Source organism: Paenibacillus sp. FSL L8-0435 (assembly GCF_037965655.1).
Lineage (GTDB): Bacteria > Bacillota > Bacilli > Paenibacillales > Paenibacillaceae > Paenibacillus.
On the sequence record NZ_CP150185.1, the window covers coordinates 3,477,660 to 3,498,732 of the forward strand.

Genomic DNA, 21,073 nt, shown 5'->3' on the forward strand with positions numbered 1-21,073 from the left:
TTAATTTATGTTGAAATTATGGAAGGATTTAACGTATATTTAGATCTGATCTTTATGTTATAGACAGAGGTGATTGATTGAGCACATCAAAAAAGCGCGTTCAAGTCATTGATGGACTGCGCGGATTCAGTCTGGCAGGCATTGTGCTGGCGAATATGCTGGCTTTCCAATATGGAATGTATGGCCAGAGCAAACCCCAACTATTCGGGATCGGTGGAGCAGATCAGGCTTTCCTCTCGTTTCTGCTGATCACTGTGGTGGGCAGTTTTATGCCGATTTTTGCATTTATGTTTGGCTTTGGAATGGTTAAGCTCTCGGAAAGCCTAAAATCACGAGATTTACGACCAAAGTGTCATCTGGCACGCCGTTTTCTACTACTGTTTGGAATCGGATTACTACACATCATCTATCTGTGGGAAGGGGATATCCTGGCTTTTTATGGCGTACTCGGTTTCTTCCTGCTCATGTTCCTTAATCGGAAGCCTATAACGCTGCTCATTTGGGCGGTACTGCTACTCATGGGAGCGGGGATACTTGGTCTCCCGGCATCTAATCCGATGAACCCGCTGGCGATTGAGTCCATTCATATGGAGAACTACATCATTCAAAGTCAGGATGTATACGGTAGCGGCAGCTACACGGAGATAAGGAATTTCAGTAATAACGGCGATCCATTCGGCGGAGAGATGGAGGTGTCATTCGCCCTATTGATCCTGCTATTAGCCCCACTCATGACAGTACCAATGTTCCTGCTCGGCATGCACGCTGCCAGAATCGGCACGTTTAGCGATCCCCAAACGATGCGGACTATGTATCTTCGCCGGGCATCATTATTGATTCCGGTAGGTTTGATACTCAAAGCATACGGTGTATTGGCGCCACAATTGGGTGCGGAAGGTTGGCTTGGAATCGGAATCGGGGGGACGCTTGGAGGATCGTTGCTTGCGCTGGGATACATATACGTATTTGCGCTGTTGTATGCTGGATACCGCCGTTCCAGCCTGATGGACAGGTTCGAGGCGGTCGGCCGTCTCTCGTTGACGAATTACCTGATGCAGAGCGTAATCTGTACGACAATTTTCTATGGATATGGCCTGGGACTGTTTGGAAGTGTTGGCGTGTTTATCGGAGCGATTATTGCACTTGCAGTCTATGGCATTCAATTGTGGCTCAGTCCGCTATATCTTAAGAAATTTAGCAATGGGCCTGTCGAGTACCTGCTACGGATTTGGACATATCTGTCCTGGAAAGGGCAGCCAAGAAAGAAGAAAAGATCGAACTTAACTACGAATGAAAACGCTCCTGGTGTTCAGTAAGCATAAAGTGTTATCGTGAAACGCAAAAAGAAGCTCGTTCCACCAAAAGAAAGGGCTTCTTTATGCCGTAACGATCATCTTCCTAATGTTTCCTGTTATAATTAGTAATTATTTATAGATTCAACTATTAACCCTAATACATAAGCTAACTATTATAGTGCAGACAGTGGAAGGTAATGCGAAATGAAAGATGAAAGCATATACATTCAACTGTTTCCACTCAGGCTTGAAAGGATCATTATTGTGCTAAAAATAATTAATTTTCTTCTTTTCTTGCTGATCATTTGGGTAGTCATCTTTTATCCTTTTCGTTTTGCTTGGTTTGAAGGTTTGAAACAGATTCCTCCAGATCTTCATGGTGTTTATTTACTATTCTTGTTCTTTGGATATCTGATCTGTTCATCGGCTATGGGACTTATGGTAGGCAAGATGTTTTTTAAACGAAAAGGAAAAGGACAGTAATAGGACAGTAGTTACGAATTGGAGTAAAATTTCGTGCAGACTAAGAGGAGCCCCGTTCAATTGCAATGTGGGTAAGAGTATTCAAGTGGGGGAAGATTTTCTGACCCCATTACAACGTACAATTCTTGATGTTGATAAAGCATCATTCAAAGTCGCTATAGTAGCGGCTTTTTTTGTTTTGAGTGGGGGAGAGCGCGTACTGTACGCAAGTTACTTTTCATTTCGGTAAACCGAAACCACGTTTGTTAGAATCTCCCCTTTAACAAACGTGGTCGAGAGGGCGGCTAGATAAGACGCTAAGAGCTTGAGTTTGTCCTTTCCGCCAGTTTAATAATCAACTCGATATCTTGTTCGGTTAATTGTTCAAAAAAATGTTTGCGTATTGCCTTGGAGAGGAAGGGACGGGCATCATCTAACATTGATTTTCCAGAAGAAGTGATACTGACTTGTACTCCACGATCGTTGTCTAATGGTTTTTTCATCACGAGTCCACGTTTTTCCATACGCTTCAGATGATGAGATAACCGACTTTTATCCCAGTCCATAGAGTCAGCTAATTCCTGTTGGCGAAGGCTACCGTCCCCAAAAAGGACTAATCGGTCCAATACTCCAAAATCACCCTCTGACAATCCTGAGTGATCGGCCATATCTTTGACGATGCGACCGAAGATGGTCTGAAAGGAACCTTTCCACATATGCCATATTCGCATTTCTTCTTCGTTAAGTTCATTTTTATCCATAGGAGCATAATAACATGGTTGACGTGTCAACTTCAATGTGCTAAATTTGATCCAAGGTTGACGCGTCAACTTGATTCATATGAACCCACCAATCACAAAAAAAGGAGATTATAACTATGCAAAATAAACCCGTTGCTCTGGTCACTGGGGCTAATAAAGGTATCGGCCTTCAAATTGCGAAGGATCTTACGGAACACGGCTTCACCGTGCTCGTTGGATCTCGCAGCCTCGAGAATGGAGAAACTGCCTCAAAAAGCATCGGTTTGAATTCACACGCTCTCCAGCTCGACGTTACAGATGAAACCTCCATCGCTGCTGCTGCAGAACGTATTCGGAACGAATTTGGTCGTCTCGATGTACTCGTGAACAATGCGGGGATCTCGCACGCAGGCAGATCGGGTGAACCATTTCCGAACGGTGGAGCAGCGAGTGGTCTTTTGACCGTTGCTTCGCTTGAAGATATTCGTACAGTTTATGAGACTAATGTTTTTGGTGTTATTGCTGTCACGCAGGCGATGTTGCCACTTTTGCGGGAGGCCCCGGCAGCACGTATCGTCAACATAGGCAGTACCGGCGGCTCCCTTAGCTGGAACTCTATTCCGGAAAACTCGCATCGTGCGATGTTTGGTGCCTATTCGGCATCCAAATCGGCTGTTCATGCGGTGACACTTGCCTTTGCATTTGCGCTTGAACCAACAAACATCAAGGTCAATGCGGCATGTCCAGGCTTCACATCAACTGCGCTTAATAATTTTGCTGGTACTCGTAGTGTTAAACAAGGGGCTCGTGAAGCGGTCCGGCTGGCGATGATTGGAGCTGGTGGTCCAACAGGAACATTCTCAGATGAGGATGGACCCATTGCTTGGTGATCATAGTTATACAATGAGGGTGAGCAACTTAAGGAGGATTTCATGATGCGCGTTTTCGTAACAGGAGCAACAGGCTACATTGGTTCCGCTGTCACCCGTGAACTTATTGAAAGGGGGCATCAGGTCATCGGTCTCGTGCGTTCAGACAGTAGTGCTGCGAAACTAGAAGAGTCCGGGGCCGAAGTACACCGCGGTGACATCAACGATCTTGACAGCCTCCGTAGTGGTGCAGCTGCTGCGGATGGCGTCATTCATCTGGCATTCCATCACGACTTCTCGAACTTCGCTGGAGCACTCACAACAGATCTGCATGCCGTAGAAGCGATGGGGGCGGCACTTGAAGGATCGGGCAAGCCGTTCGTAATCACCACGCATGTGAATGGAGTGGCAACGGAGAACATGGTGTTAGCGCTGGCAGGGCGTGGAGTGCGTACATCGATTGTAGAGCTTTGTCCATCGGTACACGGTGAGGGTGACACAGGATTTGTGCCGAGTCTGATCAATATTGCCAAGACTAAGGGCTTCTCAGCCTATGTGGAAGAGGGGAACAACCGTTGGCCGGCTGTACATCGCCTTGACGCCGCGCATCTATATTGCCTGGCGTTAGAAAAGGCACCTGCTGGTTCACGACTAGATGGGGTCGCAGATGAAGGAGTGCCATTTTGCGACATCGCGAGTGCTATTGGTGAGCAGCTGAACGTACCTGTAGTCAGTATTTCACGTGAAGAGGCAGATGCCCATTTTGGCTTTCTCAGCACACTCGCAGCGCTCGATCTCCCAAGATCAAGCGTTGCAACACAGGAACTTATGGGATGGCGGCCAGTGCAACCTGCACTGATTCCCGACCTTAAACAGTCTCATTACTTCAACAACTGATTGGAATTTTAACGCCTTTTTAAAAAATAACAACCATTAATAGAAGCCACTCCATTCATCAGGGGTGGCTTCTTCTTTTGCTAATGTATTCTTAAGACATGGGAAAAATAGGTTCTTGAATTTCTTTCCCGATGTACAGCCGAATCCGAGATTGTGATAGGCTGTATCTACAAAAGTATTACACGTTCTAAATGGAAGGGGATAATTTACTTGGATCAGGAACTTGCGACCACGATCGCTATTGAATTTAAGAACAATCAGAAGGTGTTGAATGCGATCGGAGACGAGACTCGGCAAGCCATCCTCATAGCCTTGATTCAAGGGCCGCAAAAACCCGGCATGCGCGTAGGAGAGATCAGGATGAAGACTCACCTTTCCCGACCGACCGTATCACATCATCTGAAAATATTGAAAGAATCACAGATAATAAGTGTTCGTAAAGAAGGAACTCTCAACTATTACAGCCTTGACTCAGGTAGCAAGTTGAAATTGTTGAAAAACCTGGTGAACCAAATAGAAAAGTTGCTAGCGCAATGCGAAGAACAAGCATCGGAACAATAAATAGAAAACACGGGGAGGGGGAGTTGCGAATGAATCAGACAGTCGCAGCGGCAAACGGAGTGGGCATTCCTCAACTAGGGTTCGGCCTATATAAGATCAAAGACGGGGGGACCTTCGAGAGGACAGTCGAGGAGGCTATTCGAATGGGTTATCGCCATTTCGATACGGCCAAAATTTACGGTAATGAAGCGGCGCTAGGTCGGGTCATCCAAAACAGCGGCATTCCCAGGGAGGAGTTCTTCATTACCTCCAAGGTATGGACGACAGACCTGGGGTACCGTGCGACGAAAAAGGCGTTCGAGCAGACTTGCCAGAAGCTGAACGTAACATATCTCGACATGTATTTGATTCATTTTGCCGGTCCTCAATACGTGAATGCCTGGAAGGCGATGGAAGAGTTATACGACGCAGGTAAAATCAAAGTTATAGGTGTAGCCAATTTCGAGATCCGGCATCTGGAGTATCTGAAGAAGCATTCCCGGATTTCGCCGATGGTAAATCAGATCGAGACCCATCCGGAATTTCCGCAACATGAATTGCATGATTATATGGTTCGGCATCGGATTCTGCATGAAGCTTGGGGACCGTTGGGGCAGGGAAACAAAGCGCTGCTGGAGCATCCGGAGCTGGCGGCAATTGCCCTTTGCCATCAGAAGTCGGTTGCGCAAGTCATTTTGCGCTGGCATCTGCAACGCGGAATTATTGTCATCCCCAAATCATCGAATCCTCAAAGGATAAAAGAGAACAAAGAAACATTTGACTTTGAGTTGAATGAGAAGGAAATGGAACAAATACGACGATTGGATACGGGTAAGAGATATTCAGTAAGTCCGAATGGCTACATGGTCAACCCGATTTATATCAATTTGATGAAGTTATTTATTCGCTCTCATTGATGGATCATATTTCTCCGGTACTGGTAGGGCGTAACTCCATATTCCACTTTGAACAACTGGATAAAATATTGATTTTTTCGGTAACCAACCATCTGGGCTATATCGGCTACACGGAGTTCCGAATCTTGAAGCAATTGAGAAGCCTTCTCCAACCTCTTCCTGGAAATGTAGTTTGACACATTTTCGCCCGTCTCCTGTTTAAACAGTTTGGAAAAGTAAACGGGATGAAGATGTGCAACTTTCCCCAGTTCATCCAGGCTAAGGCCATGTGACAGATGGTCTTCGATATACGTTTGTACTTTGTCAACGATGGTTTGAATGGACATCTGTTTGTTGTTTCTGATCCGACTGACCCGATCCATGAGAGTTGAGGATAGTTCATCAGGATAACGTAACTGGTTGAATATCCACTCCACGGTTTCAGAGGGATCGCGATCCTTGTCCGTCAGATATACATATAGAATGGTTTCCATGAGAAAGATTATTTTTTGTTTATGGAGATGGATTTGATCATATTTTTTAATGATATTTCCCGCCGACTCCCAATCACCGCATGACGGAGAATGGTTGAATATCCCGCTGAAGTCTTCTGAGTGTACGTCCTCATTAAGGAAGAACCTGTAGAACATCTGTCGGGTCGCGTTTCGATCAGTCAACAGAAATGGAGGAGACACGACCGATTTCTCCAGTTTGATGGTCAGTTCTACAGCAGCTTCTTCCGGAACCAGACCGAAAAGCCACGTTCCGGCAGCCCACACGAGACGATCCAATTTGTCTCCGACAGCGTGTTTTATAACATCCTCATGTTCCTGTGTGAAACCCTCCAGCTTGAAGCAGCAAAAACGGCGTTCCCCTAAAAATTCAGTATACGCATCATAATCCTTCCTTAATGTCTCGTTATGACCAAGAAGTGAAAGTAGATACCCCAAGCCATCGAAGTTCTCCCATACAACAGATTGAGCAGGCCGTGTCTTTGTAATATTATTGATGGCTTTGGACATGGCTTTCTCCACATCATCTTTGTCGACAGGTTTGAGCAAGTAGTCGAGCGCACCTAAACGGATTCCTTGTTGCGCATATTCGAACTCGGAGTAGCCGGAAAGGATGATCACTTTGGTAGGCAAGCTATGTTGGTGGATATGTTGAAGCAGATCAATACCCGACGCCTCAGGCATTCGGATGTCAGTGATTAGAATATCGATATGATTTTGAGTCAACATGTCTCGAGCTTCAATCGAATTGGTCATCGTCTCGATCTGATCAATACCAAAGGTGTTCCAATCGAGTAAATGCTTCATATATTCAACGACATAATGTCCGTCATCCACAATTAATAATCGCATTAGTTATCTCCTTTCACCTCGGGAATGCTGATGAGCAACAGGACGGACAAGCCGCCCCAATCATTAGTAGTAAAATGTAACCCGCTACGTTCGCCGTACGTATTTTTCAGACGTTGATTTACATTCCAGAGCCCTACGCCTTTAATTCCTTCAGGCGGGGTATCACTCTCAAGCCGAGCCTCCAGGCTGCGGATATCATCCAGTGAAAGACCTTTGCCGTCATCGGAGACCTTGATCGTTATCGCGGTCTCTGTCTGTTTTACATCAATCGTCACCCGATGGGCCCCTTGTTGTCCTTCAATTCCATGTTGAATCGCATTTTCAACCACTGGCTGGATGATCAATGGCATGAGGGGAAGGGAGGACAGTTCTGGCGGCAGATCAATGCTGTACTCCATTTTTTTGCTAAGAGCCATAATTATCAGGAAATGTTCCGCAAACTGAAGCTCGCTTTCCAGCGTGACTTCATGCCGGTCCAACTTCGTAAAATAACGATAATATTCAGCTAGATGTTTGCTCATGCGCATGACAGAATCAGGTGAAAATTGAGCCACCGACATGATGAAAAACAAACTGTTGTACAAAAAATGAGGATTGATCTGAGCTTGGAGTTGTTGAAGTTCCGCACTTCGTCTTAGTTCCGTTTCAGTCTTCAAGGATACGAACAGATCCTGGATCTCGGTAACCATATGATTAAAACTTCTGAACAGGCTGTAAAACTCTCTATCCGTATTTTCGGTAATACGAGTATTATGATTGCCTTGTTCGACCTGTGAAAACTTCCGCTCCAACAAACGAATATTACGGTAATAGTTCCGGTAAAACGTAAAGATCACAACCAGACCAAGCGTGAAAACAGCTAAAATGCTGGCAAAAAAAACTTTACGGTTGCGGTCAATCGGTTGCAGAAAATCATTCGTCTGTGTATATGTAATCAGGTAGGCGTCGATTGATTCAATATATCGGGAAAGAACATAATAGTCGTCTGAATTGGTGTGATAATCATATTTCAAAGTGATCTCCGGCTGTGGAGAAAGCATCTCAGTAACCGCTTTCAACAAATCGTTGTCGACTTCTTTCTCACTCCATAACTGATGGGAATTAAACCAAAAAAAAGCGTTTGAGCTGTCGTTGTTCACAGCCTTTTTCAGCAGATTTTTCAAATAATCGGTATTCAGCTTTACACCAACGACGTACTGAGTCGGTTCATTTTGTCCGGATTTTTGGATGTAAGGGTAGAGGGCAAAGTAATACAAGCTATTGCCGACGATTTGCCATCCCCGTTGATTAACATCCTTGAACGGAAGTCTCGCCTCCGGCGTACTGTTGGTGGACAGAAATGTTTCTTCAGACTTCCAGTAAATGCCGATCGATTCAATCGATCGACTGGATAGAAGCGTTTGCCGCAAGCGATCAACAATATCGTTTTTCTTCATTTGGGAATCGTAATTGCTCAGCTCGATAACATGCCTCTGATAAAACCGGACATCACTGTCTGCCGCATACTGAACCCCGTACATATTAGCTTCGTATATAATCCCGTCAAGAATACCTTTCACATAATCAAGCTGGTTTTTGGAAGCGCCAATTAGATTTTCTTCAAGTGTCTTGGAGCTCAATCGATTCATCACGAAAAACAAACTTAACGTCAGCAGCAGAAAAAAAACAAAGAAATAGATAAATCGCTTCATATACATTTTTCTGATCATATGTGTTTCCTTTCATATCGCAAACGCAGAAGTTTAAAAATCCATATCGGATTAACTTTAATATAAGCCAAACCTTCAAAAAGCGGAAGGGCAGTAACAGCGAGAAATGAAAGCGGTTTTAAAGTGCTTCAGGGTGGGGTGATGATCTTGAAATTTTGGCATTTTGAAGTGAAAGCGCTTTTGTTAAGCTTATCTTCAAGGATCGCTTTCGAAGAACCATCATAGAGGAGGTATGCAACATTAACGAGATTGTGCCCGTCCGATCCGCGAAAAAAACAAAGCTTTCCCAGCGGACTTCATTCAAAAAGGAAATCAAGAAAAGCTGGCCTTTGTACGTACTGTGTATTCCCGCATTTGTGTTTGTCTGCATCTTTTCTTATGGCCCGATGGTGGGTTTGCTCATGGCATTTCAGGACTACAAACCATGGCTGGGCATCACAGGTTCACGGTGGATCGGGTTAGATAATTTCGAACGAATTTTCCAGTACAAAGAAGCCACACAAGCGATCGTGAATACGTTAATTATCGCCGTTTCTAAAATTATCGTTGGGATTATCGTTCCGATCGTCATGGCTATTCTGCTGAGTGAGATCCGAAATATGGGCATTAAGAAAAGTGTACAGACACTGGTTTATCTGCCACATTTCTTGTCCTGGGTTACTGTGGCAGGGTTGATGATTGACATTCTGGGATTAGACGGAGGAATCAATCACATCTTGACACGTATTTTCGGGAACGATCCCATTTATTTCTTGGGAGATCCTGATCTGTTTCGATTCACGGTTGTGATCAGCGATGTGTGGAAGAGCTTTGGTTTTGGCATGATTGTTTATCTGGCGACCATTGCGGGAATTAATCCTTCTTATTACGAAGCGGCCGAGATTGATGGTGCCACACGCCGGCAGCAAATTCGATACGTCACCTTGCCGAGCATGTTGCCCATGATTATCGTCATTTCTACGCTGAGTCTGGGCAATATTCTGGATGCGGGCTTTGATCAAGTCTTCAATCTGTACAATCCGCTAGTCTACAGTACGGGAGATATCATTGACACCTATGTCTACCGTTCATCCTTGTTAAACGGGCAATACGGCTTCGGGACCGCTGTAGGACTGTTCAAATCGGGGATTAGCTTGATCTTGATCGTTGTCTCTTACAGGCTGGCCTATAAATACGCCAATTACAAAATATTCTAACAAGGAGGGAGAGGGATCATGTACCATAAGACGACAGGTTATAGAGTATTCTCCTATTTTAATTACGCGTTCATGATACTGGCGGGTCTGGCGTGTTTTCTTCCACTGCTTCATCTGCTCGCGCAATCGCTAAGCAGTAAAGCGGCCATTAGCGGTAATATGGTTTCATTTTGGCCGGTCGGGTTCAATGTGGATGCCTATATCAAAACGTTCAACAATTCTAATTTCAACGGTGCCATGCTGACATCCATCACTCGAACCGTATTGGGTACAACCATCAGCATGTTTATTCTTACCTGTGCAGGATATGCCCTGTCCAAGGAATTCCGGGGACGCAACGTGCTCATGTGGTTTTTTATCTTTACCATGCTCTTCTCGGGGGGATTGATACCTTCTTACATATTGATCACAGCCCTTGGATTAAAGGATACCATCTGGGCTCTTGTGTTACCGGGCGCTTTTGGTGCTTATAATCTGATTCTTCTCGTCAATTTTTTCAAAACGATTCCCAAAGCCTTGGAAGAAGCAGCTTTCATTGACGGAGCTTCCTTTTTCGTAATTCTCAGCAAAATATATTTACCATTATCTCTGCCTGGCATAGCGACCGTATCCTTGTTCATTATGGTGGGGCACTGGAACTCCTGGTTTGACGGGATATTGTACATGTCGGATGCAAGTAAGTATCCGCTGGCTTCGTTCTTACAGACCGTTGTTGTGCAGAGCAATATGCAGAATATGGCGATGAGCCAGTCTGAAGTGGCAGCCATGTCTGAACAGAGCATTAAGGCAGCGCAAATTTTTGTCAGTACGCTGCCGATCATTTTGGTCTATCCTTTTTTACAACGATATTTCGTGAAGGGTATTGTACTAGGAGCCGTAAAAGAATAGTTAGGATGACGAAAAATTGGATCGCTATATAAGTTCAACTAAAATTTACACGATAACGGAGAGGACAGAAGAGACCTGAAGAAGCGGAGCGTTCGCCTAAAAGCTTTCTGAAAGAAAGCTGCATCGGAAGCATACGCTATTACCAGAATTTCACCTTTGTAAAAGTGAATCAAAAATTCTGGGAATAACAGCGATCGGAAGGTTGTTCTGTCATCGGAGTGCCAGTGTAATATGCAATTAGTTGAACTTATATAGAAAACAAATTGAGTATGAGTGAAGGGGGCATCTTTCCATGAAGAAAAGAACTAATTTATGGAAAATGGTAAGTATGGTTATGCTGTCGGCTATTCTTGTGGCTGGTTGTAGCAAAGGGGAGAGTGCTTCCGAGACCGCACCGGCATCGGTGCTTAAGGACGGAAAATATGATCCACCGTTTACGATCACCATCGCCAAACAACAGGATGAAAATGCTGGAAAGTACATCAACGGTGAGACGTTGAATGACAATGTATTGACCCGCTGGGGCGAACAAAATCTGGGTATCAAAATACAAACCACCCTGCTGGGAGGTGACGCTTCACAATATAATACCAAGCTGCGGCTGGCACTGACGGGTTCAGAGAAACTACCAGACGTTCTGCCTGTCTATGACACCATGCTGGTCAATGATCTGATCGATTCGGGACAGGTCAAGGAGATTACAGAAGACATCTCAACTTACATGCCTGACCGGATTAAAGACATATACAAACAATACCCAACAACCTTCAATCCAGTGGTTAGGGAGGGCAAGGTCTACGGGATGGCGATCGCACCGAATCTGACGGAAGGCGAAGTCATGTTGATCCGCCAGGATTGGTTGGACAGATTGGATTTGGAAGCGCCAACAACGATTGAAGAGTTTGAGCAAGTCATCGCGGCGTTCACCAATGAGGACCCGGATGGGAACGGGAAGAAAGACACATACGGCTTTACTTTTTCAGGTAAAGATTCCTACAATACGGGCTGGGTTAGCGACCCGGTCATGATTTTCAGCGCATACACGGGCAAGCACCTTCCAAGACAATGGCATAACGACAACGGCAAACTCACCTATGGATCTGTGGCTCCTGGCAACAAAGAGGCACTGGCCAAGTTACGTGATTGGTATGCAAAAGGGTACTTGAACAAAGAACTGGCCACCCAAGGGGCCTGGGATGCACTGTCTGATTTTACGGAGGGGAAAGCTGGTATCATCATTGGTCGTCCTTGGCTGTACGACAGTGTGAAGGACGTAGAGAAAAATGTGGATGGTGCAAAAATTAGTGCTTATCCGACCATTCAAGGCGTGAACGGTGATAAGACCTACCAATCCGCCCAGTTGAACGACGGTGTGTTCATGTTTAACAAGGACTTTCAGAACATGGAAGCTTTCTTCCTGTACTACGATAAAATGTACGACGCAGCGTTCAGCACGGGAGAGTTCAAATACGGCTACGCTCAAGGATACGATTACGATATCGTTAACGATGAAGTCACTTTTGATCCAACGAAATTCAATAAGCCATTAGAAGCCGTGCAAGGCGTTGGAAAAATGGCATTTACCAAAAATACACCGAGTGTTGATGGTCCCGGCCAATCCTACTACGATCTGGCGAATGGAGTTAAAGCCGACACGGGTGTCCTCATTCAGAGCGCCTCGAAGGATCAAACAACGCAGGACGGATACCGGATTTCGTATGAAAACAGAGATGTTTTACTGCCAAATGAGTTTAACGGCCCACCAACGCCAACGATGCAAAATGTGTGGGAACAGTTGACCACCATGGAACAAGAGACGTTTACCAAAATCATATATGGTAATGAGCCGCTTGAAGCATTTGATACCTTTGTGAAACAGTGGCATGAAAAAGGCGGAGACACCGTGATCGAAGAAGTTAACGAATGGTACAACCAAGCCAGTGAGACGGATGTAATGACACTGATGAATTTGAAATAAAGTCTAGTTTCACCTGAACCAGCCTTCCGGCAACAGGAAGGTTGGTCTTCTAAAAAAGGAGATGATGAGACATGAACAAAGGTAAATCGTGGATGGCTATCGTCATTGCATTGATGTTGTTAACAGTTCATTTAACGTCCTCAGCTCAAACCATTCACGCTGCTGGTGAAGAGACCAAGATCGCTGCAACACTGTTTGTATTGAAGAACGAATCCGAAGTATCCAACGCCAAAATCCATTGGGCACCTGTAACGGGAGCTACAGCATACGAGTTGTACAGATCCGAGAACAATTCGCCGTATACGTTATTACAGACCCTAACCGGTATAACGACGGATGATTATGACCTCAATATAGGTAGCACCTACAAATATCAAGTAAAGGCATATGCCGGAACTTCCTTAATTACCTCCGCTGTCTCAACAGAATATATCCCATACAGCCTTCCAGAGAACCTCACGACTTTTGATAACACAACGCAATCAACGCTTATGCTCCCGAATGAACTTAAAGTTGGAGGCACCTACTACAGATTTAATTTCGTGCAAAAGTCATCAGGCGGTTTTGGCGAAATGATTCAACAGACATCAACGGATGACATCACATACGGTAACGACAAAGTGGTCCTGTCCTACACGGATCATCCAGATCTGGCGAATTCAAAATTTGAGGGGATCAATATCCTCTACCATGCGCCAACGAACAAGTTTGTTTTTTGGGCTCACTATGAAAACAGTACAGACTACACGCTTGCCAGAGTATCGGTGGCTTCAGCCACGCCTGGAGAAGACTTTACATTTCACAAAAGCTTTCGGCCGGAAGGGAACCAATCCCGGGATATCTCCATTTTCAAAGATGATGATGATTCGGCGTATCTGATCTCTACGGCCAATAATAATTCGGACACGATTTTGTATAAATTGACTTCTGATTGGCTGGATGTGGATCATCAAGTTTCTGTTATTTATCAAAGTCAACACAGGGAACTGCCCAAGATGATCAAAAAAGATGGCATTTATTATTTGTTCTCTTCCCAAGCGGCAGGCTGGTATCCGAGCATACCCTTGTATTCTTCAGCAACAAGCATAGACGGAGATTGGTCTGAATTACGGACGATTGGTAACACGTCAACCTTCTCGGCGCAGTCGGGTTCCGTCATGCGGGTGAAGCCAGATACGGGTAACAACGTGGTTATGGTTGCATATCGCTGGATGTTTGGCTGGGCAGGCACGCAAAATGGAACAACGGAGGAACGACTGCTTCCCGTTTGGTTCTCCGATGGTTACGCATTTTATGATTATTTTGATCAAGTCCTGTACAACACAAGTGATGATGTTGTCGTTCCCGTTCAGAATGGAAAACTGCTGTCACAAGGTAAACCGGCAACAGCCCAAACGGCTACTGGAACGAACCCGGAAAATTATGCTAATGATGGTAACTACCAAACCGAATGGGTCGGCACAGGCAGTTCCTGGCCACATTGGTGGAAAGTCGACCTCGGCTCTGTTCAACAATTGAATAATGTGCAAATCTCCTGGTGGATGCAAAAAGGCTCCGAAGGTTTTTATAAATACAAAATCGAGACCAGTACGGATAATGTAAACTGGACCGTGGCTTTGGATCGAACCAATAATACATCTTACGGGTTCACATCAGATACTTTATCAAGCACTGCTGCCAGATATGTACGAATTAATATGCAAAATGCGGCACTTCATAACAACCCTAACAATTGGTACACGCCAAGACTTTGGGAAGTGAAGGTATTTGGATCGGAGACCAATTAACGATGTTCCTAAAAGAAGAGAGGTAACGGTGTGAATAATCAATTAACCAATGGTGGCATCTGGAATGATTCAAGCGGTAATCCAATCCATGCTCATGGTGGACATATGTTATTCCATGACGGCTATTATTACTGGTATGGCGAAGATCGGAGAGACGATATTTATGTGAGTTGTTACCGTTCCAAGGATCTATTCAACTGGGAGTTTCGGAATCATATCCTGACGACCTCTATGCCAGCTACACACATTCGAGTTCGGACGAATCTGGCATTAATGAACGCTAAAGGTGGAAAGGTAAATCTCGAACGTCCTAAAGTGCTTTTTAACGCGGTGACAAAAAAGTTCGTACTCTGGGTCCACTATGAGAATGGGGACAATTACAATGATGCCGCGTGCGCCATAGCCACCTCTGATTCTCCGGATAGTCATTTCGTGTACCATGGCAGCTTTAATCCCTACGGGTATATGTCGCGTGACTGCACGCTCTTTCAGGACGATGACGGGACGGCTTATTTTATTTCGGCTGCCAGAGACAATGCGGACCTGCACATTTATCGTCTGCAGGAGGATTACCTTAATGTCGAAAGTCTTGTCGGAAAGCTGTGGCAGGGGGAATATCGGGAGGCGCCAGCCGTCTTCAAACGGAACGGGAAGTATTATATGGTGACCTCATTTTGCACGGGTTGGGCTCCAAATCAAGGGAAATACGCGATGGCTGATACGATGGATGGTTCGTGGGGGATGCTAAGCGATTTTGGCGATGAAACGACGTTTCAAACGCAACCAGCGTTTGTGCTGAAACGATCCGCTGAGGAGTACCTGTATTTTGCAGATCGCTGGAACGGGTCGGATTACTTTCAATCCAGCTATGTGGTCCTACCCATTGAATTCAATGGGGACATTCCGATTCTACATGAGTATTCCACGTTATCTTTGCGAGAGGACGCACATCTGATTCATTTTGAACGATAATTTGAACGATAAAACGACTGATGAGAAAAGACTTTGTTCCTACAGCGAATGCAGGTTCAAAGTCTTTTTGAATGAATTTTATAATTTCAAATCCAACGAATAACGATCGCGAAGTACTGAACAATGGTGGAGCTCATGTCCTGCCATAACAAATGCAATCGATCGAGCTGAAGCAGGATTATCACTCACGATCCCTCTACAGAGCCATGCTTCCGGGGTGAGGCGACGAAGCATAAGAATGGTTGAGCGACGTGTGACGGCATATTCTTCGCTCAAATCGGCCAGGTTATACGAATCGAAAGGGTGGGTCTGCATAAGCACGTCCTGATCGTAGCCGGGATGATTCGCTTGGTCACCTCTGGCGATGCGAAGCAATCGGCTGCTCATGATGCGTTCATTATCCAAAAGGTGTCCGATGACCTCTTTCACACTCCATTTGCCTTCGGCGTAACGATAATTTGCTTGCTCTTCTGTTAATGAAGAAAGCAAATTTTGTACGATGTGGGCCTGCTGCTCCAACATTTCAATGATGTTTCCTTCAGGAACAAGCCGGATATACCCGTCATAATAAGCTGCATATTCATCTGTATTTGGTCTTTCAACCATGGTAATACCTCCTTTGGGGTTCGTAGATCTGGAATATATTGTAGCATAAATCTTACTACCAGCATCGAAATTGGCCCTTCCGCTTGATAGGTGGAAGGGCTGCTTCATGTAATTGGAACAGTCTTATAGCGTTTGGGTGTACCACTTCTAATCCGTACGTTGTATCCTTTTATTTTGCACAAATTTCTCCAAAACCGCAAAATCCTCCGTCACTTTTTTGAACGGCAACGTGTCCAGCACCTGTTCCCGGTAACTTTTTTTAGCCGCTTCGCTGAGACGGGAGTCAAGTATGCTGAGTATGCCAAGGTCGGTTTCACTACGAATCAAGCGTCCCGTTCCTTGCCGCAACCGAAGAAGCATGTCCGGTACAAACACCTCCATAAACGGATTCTCCGTTACAGATGACTTATATTCATAAACAGGATCCGATGGAACAGGGAAGGGCAGCCGGAAAATAATGACCTGCGACAGGTCAGACCCCTCGATATTCACACCTTCCCAGAATACACCGGTACCCAGCAGTACACCTTTGCTTTTCCTGAATTCGGCGATGACACTGTCCTGTGATGAACCCTCTTTCTGAACATGGACTGCCCATGTGTATTCATTAGCCCTTGAGATCAACTTTTTGTGAATGTACTTCATGTCTTCTTTTGCTGAAAACAGGACGATTGTTCTTCCTTGAGTTAGATTACAGAGTTGAACCAATTCCTTATAAGCTGCTTCAAGATAGTTTTCGCGCTGCTCATGGTGGTAATAGGGAACTTTGTTCGAAATATACATCATGGCGTGGTTAGTGTAGTCAAAAGGGGAGGGTTGGCGCTCTAGGAAATCTCCCTTATAACCAAGGGAGTGCGTCATATAAGAATATTGTTCCTCCAGCGTATCCCCGCCTTGGCACAGCGTTGCTGATGTTAGGATTACAGGTACCTTGCCATTAAATAAAGCGTATTTCAGAAATTGGCTTATATCTTTGGGACAGATGCTGATTGTGGGTACTCCAAGGGGACTGCTTGCCCATAAAAGATAGTTGTCCTCCATTTCAGATAAGACACGAATGAGGGTAATAAGCCCGTTGATGGCTTCAAAAGCGTCATCTATTTCCCGTTCGTGGCGAGAGGTCAAAATGGAAAGGCGTAGGCTGAGATCTTTTAAATCGTTTAAGACTTGGTTTAACGGTATTCCTTTGATTTCCGACACTTTGATTCGGTCGTTATCCTGCTTGGCATGGTGGAGCAGATCCGCATTTACCTGTTGGAATATACGCTGGGCACATTTTTTTATAAAATTGGATTGTGAGAAGAGACTTTTATCCCCGGACTGCTTCGTTAGAAGCTGCACCGTGGTATCCAGAATGCGGCAAATTCCACGATAAGTGAACTCAAGTGTTCTGGCATCCCGAACTTTTGCTTCCAGATTATGCGCTTCATCAATGACGATCAGAGCAGGCTGTTCTGAGATGATGCTCTTGGTTCCTTCTTTTTTCTTCATCAAATCCCGTATGAGCAAGTCCTGGTTCACGATAATAAAATCAATCTCGTGAGCCTTTGCATTTAATTTCGCTCTCATATCGTAAAACAAACATGCAGTTTTATGATGACAACGTTCAAATTTGCAATCATTCACGGAAACGTGGGACCATTCGGCATCACTAACTCCAGCTTTAATATCGGCTCTTTCATCAATTTCATAATCTAATATGCGCTGTGCGAGGGTAGATACGGAGGAGTTTGCATCATCAAGATTGATCCATTCCGCTGCTCTACTTCGACAGGCGTACTGACCCATGCCTTTCCCCACCACGGATCGAACCGTTGAGAATCCCAACCGACTACCAATGATCCTTAAATCTTTATGTATCTGTTCCGAGAGCTGAATGGAGGATGTAGCTATAATGACTGGTTTCTGAGACATTTGATTCGTGAGCAGACTTGGGATCAGGTACGCAAAAGACTTACCGATTCCGACACCAGCTTCAATCATGGCGTTATGCCCATGGATATAAGCATCGGCGATATCGAGGGACATTTCTTGTTGTCCGATTCGTTCTCTAAGGCCGATTCGGGGGAACCGGTCATAAATTCGGAAGATGGCGTTCACCAAAGAACGTTCGATTTCCTTGTCCGGTTCTTGCTTATTTATTTTATAAAGTTCATTTAACCAATTCATAACGATCGCCCCTCTTCCGAATGATGATCTTCTTGTACTACATTTTGGAGACGATTTACCTCACAATGCAGTTGTAACGGCATTTTTTAATCTGGATACGCCTTCCTGTAATTGTTCATCTGACAAATGTGCAAAAGATAAATAGATACCATACTTCATACCAACAGCCGTTGAACTGCTGACTTCTGAGTATACCACACCTTGTGACCGAGCTGATTCCCGAAAGGCCTCATAAGTGGACACATTACCTCGCCACCAGCCAAACACGTGGAGACCCGCTTCATTCTCCACCCAATCAAACCATGTAGAGAGTTGCTTGTTCAAAAGTTTGAGTAACAGATGGAATTTGCGACTGTATAATCGATTCATTCTGCGCAGGTGACGCTCATATTGACCACTTGTCATGAATGCAGCTAATGCCCGTTGTTCGATCAGATTGACAGGTCTTGGCTCGTATAATGCCTGTGCCTTTCTAAAAGTATCAGCCAAGGTTGGGGGAAGAACCACATAACCAAGTCGTACTTCTAAAGGCAAGGTTTTTGTGAAGCTGCCCAGGTAGATTACGCGTCCTGCTTTATCAAGTGTTTTCAGTGGTTCAACATGCATTCCGCGATATCGGAATTCACTATCATAATCATCCTCAACAATCATGGCATCATTTCGCTGTGCCCAGTCCAGCAGGGTTTGTCTGCGTTCCAGGCTGAGCATTTCACCAGTAGGAAATTGTCGTGACGGCGTGACAAACAACATACGTGCTTCCCAGTCCTGGGGTACAACGCCCTGACCATCGAGATTAGCTTCAATCAACTTTGCACCCGCAGCCAATATGGCTTTAGAAATCCCGACATAACAAGGACTCTCTGTCACGACATAATCCCCAGGATCTGCAAGTAATTGAGTGAGTAAAGCTATAGCTTGCATGGAGCCTGCAGTTACTGCAATATGATCCGGATCGACTTGAATGCCCCGCATCCTCCGAAGATAGGCAGCAATGGCTTCTCTCAATTTTGGATCCCCGGTTGAACTAACCATGGCAGAGGTTGTTTTCAGGTGATGCTCACGCTGCCTTATCTCTGCATACAATCGATTATTCCATTCATCGTAAGGAAACTTGGAGAAATCAGGTTGATATTTGCTAAAGTCGATCATTTCGTCGCTATTCATTCTGGAATCATGTGTATGAGCATTGGCTGGTGCATTTCTTTGAATTGACGGCTGTTCAAACTGCTGAATACGATTCCCCCAGGCGGATAAGTGATGCGTACAAGCTTTCTCGGTGGACGCATTATTGTTCAAATCCAACTGGTAAGCAACAAAGGTTCCTCTTCCATGCTCTGAATGAATGTAACCTTGCGCAGTCAACGTATCATAGACCTGATTCACGGTTCCTCTGGAAATGTGATACGTCGCAGCTAACTCTCTTGTAGAGGGTAATTTCTCGCCATGTATAAGATTACCTTCATGAATTGCATCACGAATGGCATGATAGAGAGCCTTCATCTTGGTATATTTTCGGTTCAAATATGAACTGTAAGCTACATGAAATTGCATAGGACCTCCAGAGTTATCATTAAAGTGGTACAATAAAAATCAAAATTATTGGATCTTTTTATATGACCATTATCATTCTATACTAAATCATAGATTAGAGCGATGCCTTTATTGAAAACCACCCAAAAGTTACTTAGGAGGAATACAATCATGCAAACAGGTACAGATCGTGTAAAAAGAGGAATGGCTGAAATGCAAAAAGGTGGCGTCATCATGGACGTTATGAATGCAGAGCAAGCTAAAATCGCTGAGGCGGCAGGGGCAACAGCTGTTATGGCTCTTGAACGGGTACCTTCCGATATTCGCGCAGCTGGCGGTGTAGCTCGTATGGCAGATCCAACCATCGTTGAAGAGGTTATGAAGGTTGTTTCTATTCCAGTTATGGCTAAAGCACGTATCGGTCATTACATAGAAGCCAAAGTGCTTGAATCCCTAGGTGTGGACTATCTCGATGAAAGTGAAGTTCTTACTCCTGCAGACGAAGTGTTCCATATCGATAAACATGAGTTTACTGTACCATTTGTATGTGGAGCCAAAGATTTGGGAGAAGCTCTTCGCCGTATTGGTGAGGGTGCATCGATGATTCGTACAAAAGGTGAACCTGGAACGGGCAACATTGTTGAGGCAGTTCGTCATATGCGTCTGATTAACAGCCAGCTCCGTAAAGTGCAAAACATGTCCAAAGATGAGTTGTACGCTGAAGCCAAAAATCTGGGTGTAGCTTATGAGTTACTGCGCGAAATTCATGAAAATGGAAAACTTCCTGTCGTTAACTTTGCAGCAGGCGGTGTAGCTACTCCGGCGGACGCAGCATTAATGATGCACCTGGGAGCAGACGGTGTGTTTGTAGGATCAGGTATCTTCAAATCCGATAGCCCTGAGAAATTTGCTCGTGCAATCGTTGAAGCTACAACACATTACACGGATTACAAACTGATTGCCGAAGTATCCAAAAACTTGGGCGCCCCGATGAAGGGGATCGAAATTTCCAAATTAGCTCCAGAAGAGCGCATGTCCAACCGCGGTTGGTAAGATAGTAGTGCATCAAGTTGAATAGGTAGTTTGAACATTTATATAGAAGAGCCGATTAATTGAACCTTAATTGATCGGCTTTTTTGTTATTACTGTTTAGTTTGTTGATATCTTCAAAATGC

Annotated in this window: 18 protein-coding genes; 12 read left to right on the forward strand and 6 right to left on the reverse strand. The window is 44.8% G+C overall.

Translation table 11 applies throughout. The features are described 5' to 3' along the window. Positions 1 to 77: 77 nt before the first annotated feature. Both NST33_RS15135 and NST33_RS15140 read left to right on the forward strand, forming a co-directional pair. Positions 78 to 1,316: a DUF418 domain-containing protein gene (locus tag NST33_RS15135; protein ID WP_339308528.1), complete on the forward strand. Its 1,239-nt coding sequence runs from the start codon at positions 78 to 80 to the stop codon at positions 1,314 to 1,316. Positions 1,317 to 1,499: 183 nt separating this feature from the next. Then, complete coding sequence (locus tag NST33_RS15140; protein ID WP_221821175.1) at positions 1,500 to 1,778, forward strand: hypothetical protein; 279 nt, start codon at positions 1,500 to 1,502, stop codon at positions 1,776 to 1,778. Between the two features lie 296 nt (positions 1,779 to 2,074). On the opposite strand, the gene NST33_RS15145 is transcribed toward NST33_RS15140, so the two are convergent. Further along, complete coding sequence (locus NST33_RS15145; protein WP_221821176.1) at positions 2,075 to 2,518, reverse strand: MarR family transcriptional regulator; 444 nt, start codon at positions 2,516 to 2,518, stop codon at positions 2,075 to 2,077. Positions 2,519 to 2,634: 116 nt separating this feature from the next. Here NST33_RS15145 and NST33_RS15150 point away from each other — a divergent pair, with 116 nt between their 5' ends. The 4 genes from NST33_RS15150 to NST33_RS15165 all read left to right on the forward strand — a co-directional run bounded on the left by NST33_RS15150 (position 2,635) and on the right by NST33_RS15165 (position 5,720). After that, positions 2,635 to 3,387 (forward strand): SDR family NAD(P)-dependent oxidoreductase, encoded by a 753-nt coding sequence (locus tag NST33_RS15150; RefSeq protein ID WP_221821177.1) that lies wholly within the window; start codon positions 2,635 to 2,637, stop codon positions 3,385 to 3,387. 45 nt (positions 3,388 to 3,432) lie between these two features. Beyond that, positions 3,433 to 4,263 (forward strand): SDR family oxidoreductase, encoded by an 831-nt coding sequence (locus NST33_RS15155; RefSeq protein WP_221821742.1) that lies wholly within the window; start codon positions 3,433 to 3,435, stop codon positions 4,261 to 4,263. 210 nt (positions 4,264 to 4,473) lie between these two features. Next, complete coding sequence (locus NST33_RS15160) at positions 4,474 to 4,824, forward strand: metalloregulator ArsR/SmtB family transcription factor (RefSeq protein ID WP_260632752.1); 351 nt, start codon at positions 4,474 to 4,476, stop codon at positions 4,822 to 4,824. A 29-nt stretch (positions 4,825 to 4,853) separates the two neighbouring features. Further along, positions 4,854 to 5,720, forward strand: a complete 867-nt coding sequence (locus NST33_RS15165) for an aldo/keto reductase (protein WP_339308531.1) — start codon at positions 4,854 to 4,856, stop codon at positions 5,718 to 5,720. Here NST33_RS15165 and NST33_RS15170 read toward each other — a convergent pair. Further along, positions 5,714 to 7,063: a response regulator gene (locus tag NST33_RS15170; RefSeq protein WP_339308533.1), complete on the reverse strand. Its 1,350-nt coding sequence runs from the start codon at positions 7,061 to 7,063 to the stop codon at positions 5,714 to 5,716. The two genes, NST33_RS15165 and NST33_RS15170, sit on opposite strands and share 7 nt — an antisense overlap. Further along, the gene (locus NST33_RS15175) at positions 7,063 to 8,772 is read right to left on the reverse strand and encodes a histidine kinase (RefSeq protein WP_221821184.1); all 1,710 of its coding nucleotides are present in this window, start codon (positions 8,770 to 8,772) and stop codon (positions 7,063 to 7,065) included. The genes NST33_RS15170 and NST33_RS15175 overlap by 1 nt, the downstream gene beginning before the upstream one ends. Before the next feature lie 311 nt (positions 8,773 to 9,083). Between NST33_RS15175 and NST33_RS15180 the strand changes: the two genes are divergently transcribed. The 5 genes from NST33_RS15180 (at position 9,084) to NST33_RS15200 (ending at position 15,593) form a co-directional block, all read left to right on the forward strand. Further along, positions 9,084 to 9,968, forward strand: a complete 885-nt coding sequence (locus NST33_RS15180; RefSeq protein ID WP_036616097.1) for an ABC transporter permease subunit — start codon at positions 9,084 to 9,086, stop codon at positions 9,966 to 9,968. Between the two features lie 18 nt (positions 9,969 to 9,986). Further along, on the forward strand, positions 9,987 to 10,856 hold the full coding sequence (locus tag NST33_RS15185) for a carbohydrate ABC transporter permease (protein ID WP_047843039.1): 870 nt from the start codon (positions 9,987 to 9,989) through the stop codon (positions 10,854 to 10,856). A 292-nt stretch (positions 10,857 to 11,148) separates the two neighbouring features. After that, positions 11,149 to 12,834 (forward strand): hypothetical protein, encoded by a 1,686-nt coding sequence (locus tag NST33_RS15190; protein ID WP_221821185.1) that lies wholly within the window; start codon positions 11,149 to 11,151, stop codon positions 12,832 to 12,834. Between the two features lie 71 nt (positions 12,835 to 12,905). Then, positions 12,906 to 14,621 carry a discoidin domain-containing protein gene (locus tag NST33_RS15195; RefSeq protein ID WP_221821186.1) on the forward strand — a complete coding sequence of 572 codons (1,716 nt, stop codon included), beginning with the start codon at positions 12,906 to 12,908 and terminating at the stop codon, positions 14,619 to 14,621. Between the two features lie 30 nt (positions 14,622 to 14,651). Then, positions 14,652 to 15,593, forward strand: a complete 942-nt coding sequence (locus NST33_RS15200; protein WP_221821187.1) for a family 43 glycosylhydrolase — start codon at positions 14,652 to 14,654, stop codon at positions 15,591 to 15,593. Positions 15,594 to 15,671: 78 nt separating this feature from the next. Here NST33_RS15200 and NST33_RS15205 read toward each other — a convergent pair whose 3' ends face one another. The 3 genes from NST33_RS15205 to NST33_RS15215 form a co-directional block, all read right to left on the reverse strand. Continuing rightward, positions 15,672 to 16,199, reverse strand: a complete 528-nt coding sequence (locus NST33_RS15205) for a DinB family protein (protein ID WP_221821188.1) — start codon at positions 16,197 to 16,199, stop codon at positions 15,672 to 15,674. Positions 16,200 to 16,346: 147 nt separating this feature from the next. After that, positions 16,347 to 18,368, reverse strand: coding sequence for an ATP-dependent DNA helicase (locus NST33_RS15210; protein WP_221821189.1), 2,022 nt, complete (start codon positions 18,366 to 18,368; stop codon positions 16,347 to 16,349). A gap of 60 nt (positions 18,369 to 18,428) precedes the next feature. Further along, the gene (locus NST33_RS15215; RefSeq protein ID WP_339308536.1) at positions 18,429 to 19,919 is read right to left on the reverse strand and encodes a PLP-dependent aminotransferase family protein; all 1,491 of its coding nucleotides are present in this window, start codon (positions 19,917 to 19,919) and stop codon (positions 18,429 to 18,431) included. A 147-nt stretch (positions 19,920 to 20,066) separates the two neighbouring features. Here NST33_RS15215 and pdxS point away from each other — a divergent pair, with 147 nt between their 5' ends. Continuing rightward, positions 20,067 to 20,951 (forward strand): pyridoxal 5'-phosphate synthase lyase subunit PdxS, encoded by an 885-nt coding sequence (pdxS, locus tag NST33_RS15220; protein WP_339308700.1) that lies wholly within the window; start codon positions 20,067 to 20,069, stop codon positions 20,949 to 20,951. Positions 20,952 to 21,073: the final 122 nt, after the last annotated feature.

Coding starts and splice junctions, on each gene's coding strand:
- NST33_RS15185 (WP_047843039.1), top strand. CDS start 9,987: ATGTACCATAAGACGACAGGTTATAGAGTATTCTCCTATTTTAATTAC.
- NST33_RS15205 (WP_221821188.1), bottom strand. CDS start 16,199: ATGGTTGAAAGACCAAATACAGATGAATATGCAGCTTATTATGACGGG.
- NST33_RS15170 (WP_339308533.1), bottom strand. CDS start 7,063: ATGCGATTATTAATTGTGGATGACGGACATTATGTCGTTGAATATATG.
- NST33_RS15190 (WP_221821185.1), top strand. CDS start 11,149: ATGAAGAAAAGAACTAATTTATGGAAAATGGTAAGTATGGTTATGCTG.
- NST33_RS15150 (WP_221821177.1), top strand. CDS start 2,635: ATGCAAAATAAACCCGTTGCTCTGGTCACTGGGGCTAATAAAGGTATC.
- NST33_RS15155 (WP_221821742.1), top strand. CDS start 3,433: ATGCGCGTTTTCGTAACAGGAGCAACAGGCTACATTGGTTCCGCTGTC.
- NST33_RS15140 (WP_221821175.1), top strand. CDS start 1,500: ATGAAAGATGAAAGCATATACATTCAACTGTTTCCACTCAGGCTTGAA.
- NST33_RS15210 (WP_221821189.1), bottom strand. CDS start 18,368: ATGAATTGGTTAAATGAACTTTATAAAATAAATAAGCAAGAACCGGAC.
- NST33_RS15145 (WP_221821176.1), bottom strand. CDS start 2,518: ATGGATAAAAATGAACTTAACGAAGAAGAAATGCGAATATGGCATATG.
- NST33_RS15165 (WP_339308531.1), top strand. CDS start 4,854: ATGAATCAGACAGTCGCAGCGGCAAACGGAGTGGGCATTCCTCAACTA.
- NST33_RS15195 (WP_221821186.1), top strand. CDS start 12,906: ATGAACAAAGGTAAATCGTGGATGGCTATCGTCATTGCATTGATGTTG.
- NST33_RS15215 (WP_339308536.1), bottom strand. CDS start 19,919: ATGCAATTTCATGTAGCTTACAGTTCATATTTGAACCGAAAATATACC.
- NST33_RS15175 (WP_221821184.1), bottom strand. CDS start 8,772: ATGATCAGAAAAATGTATATGAAGCGATTTATCTATTTCTTTGTTTTT.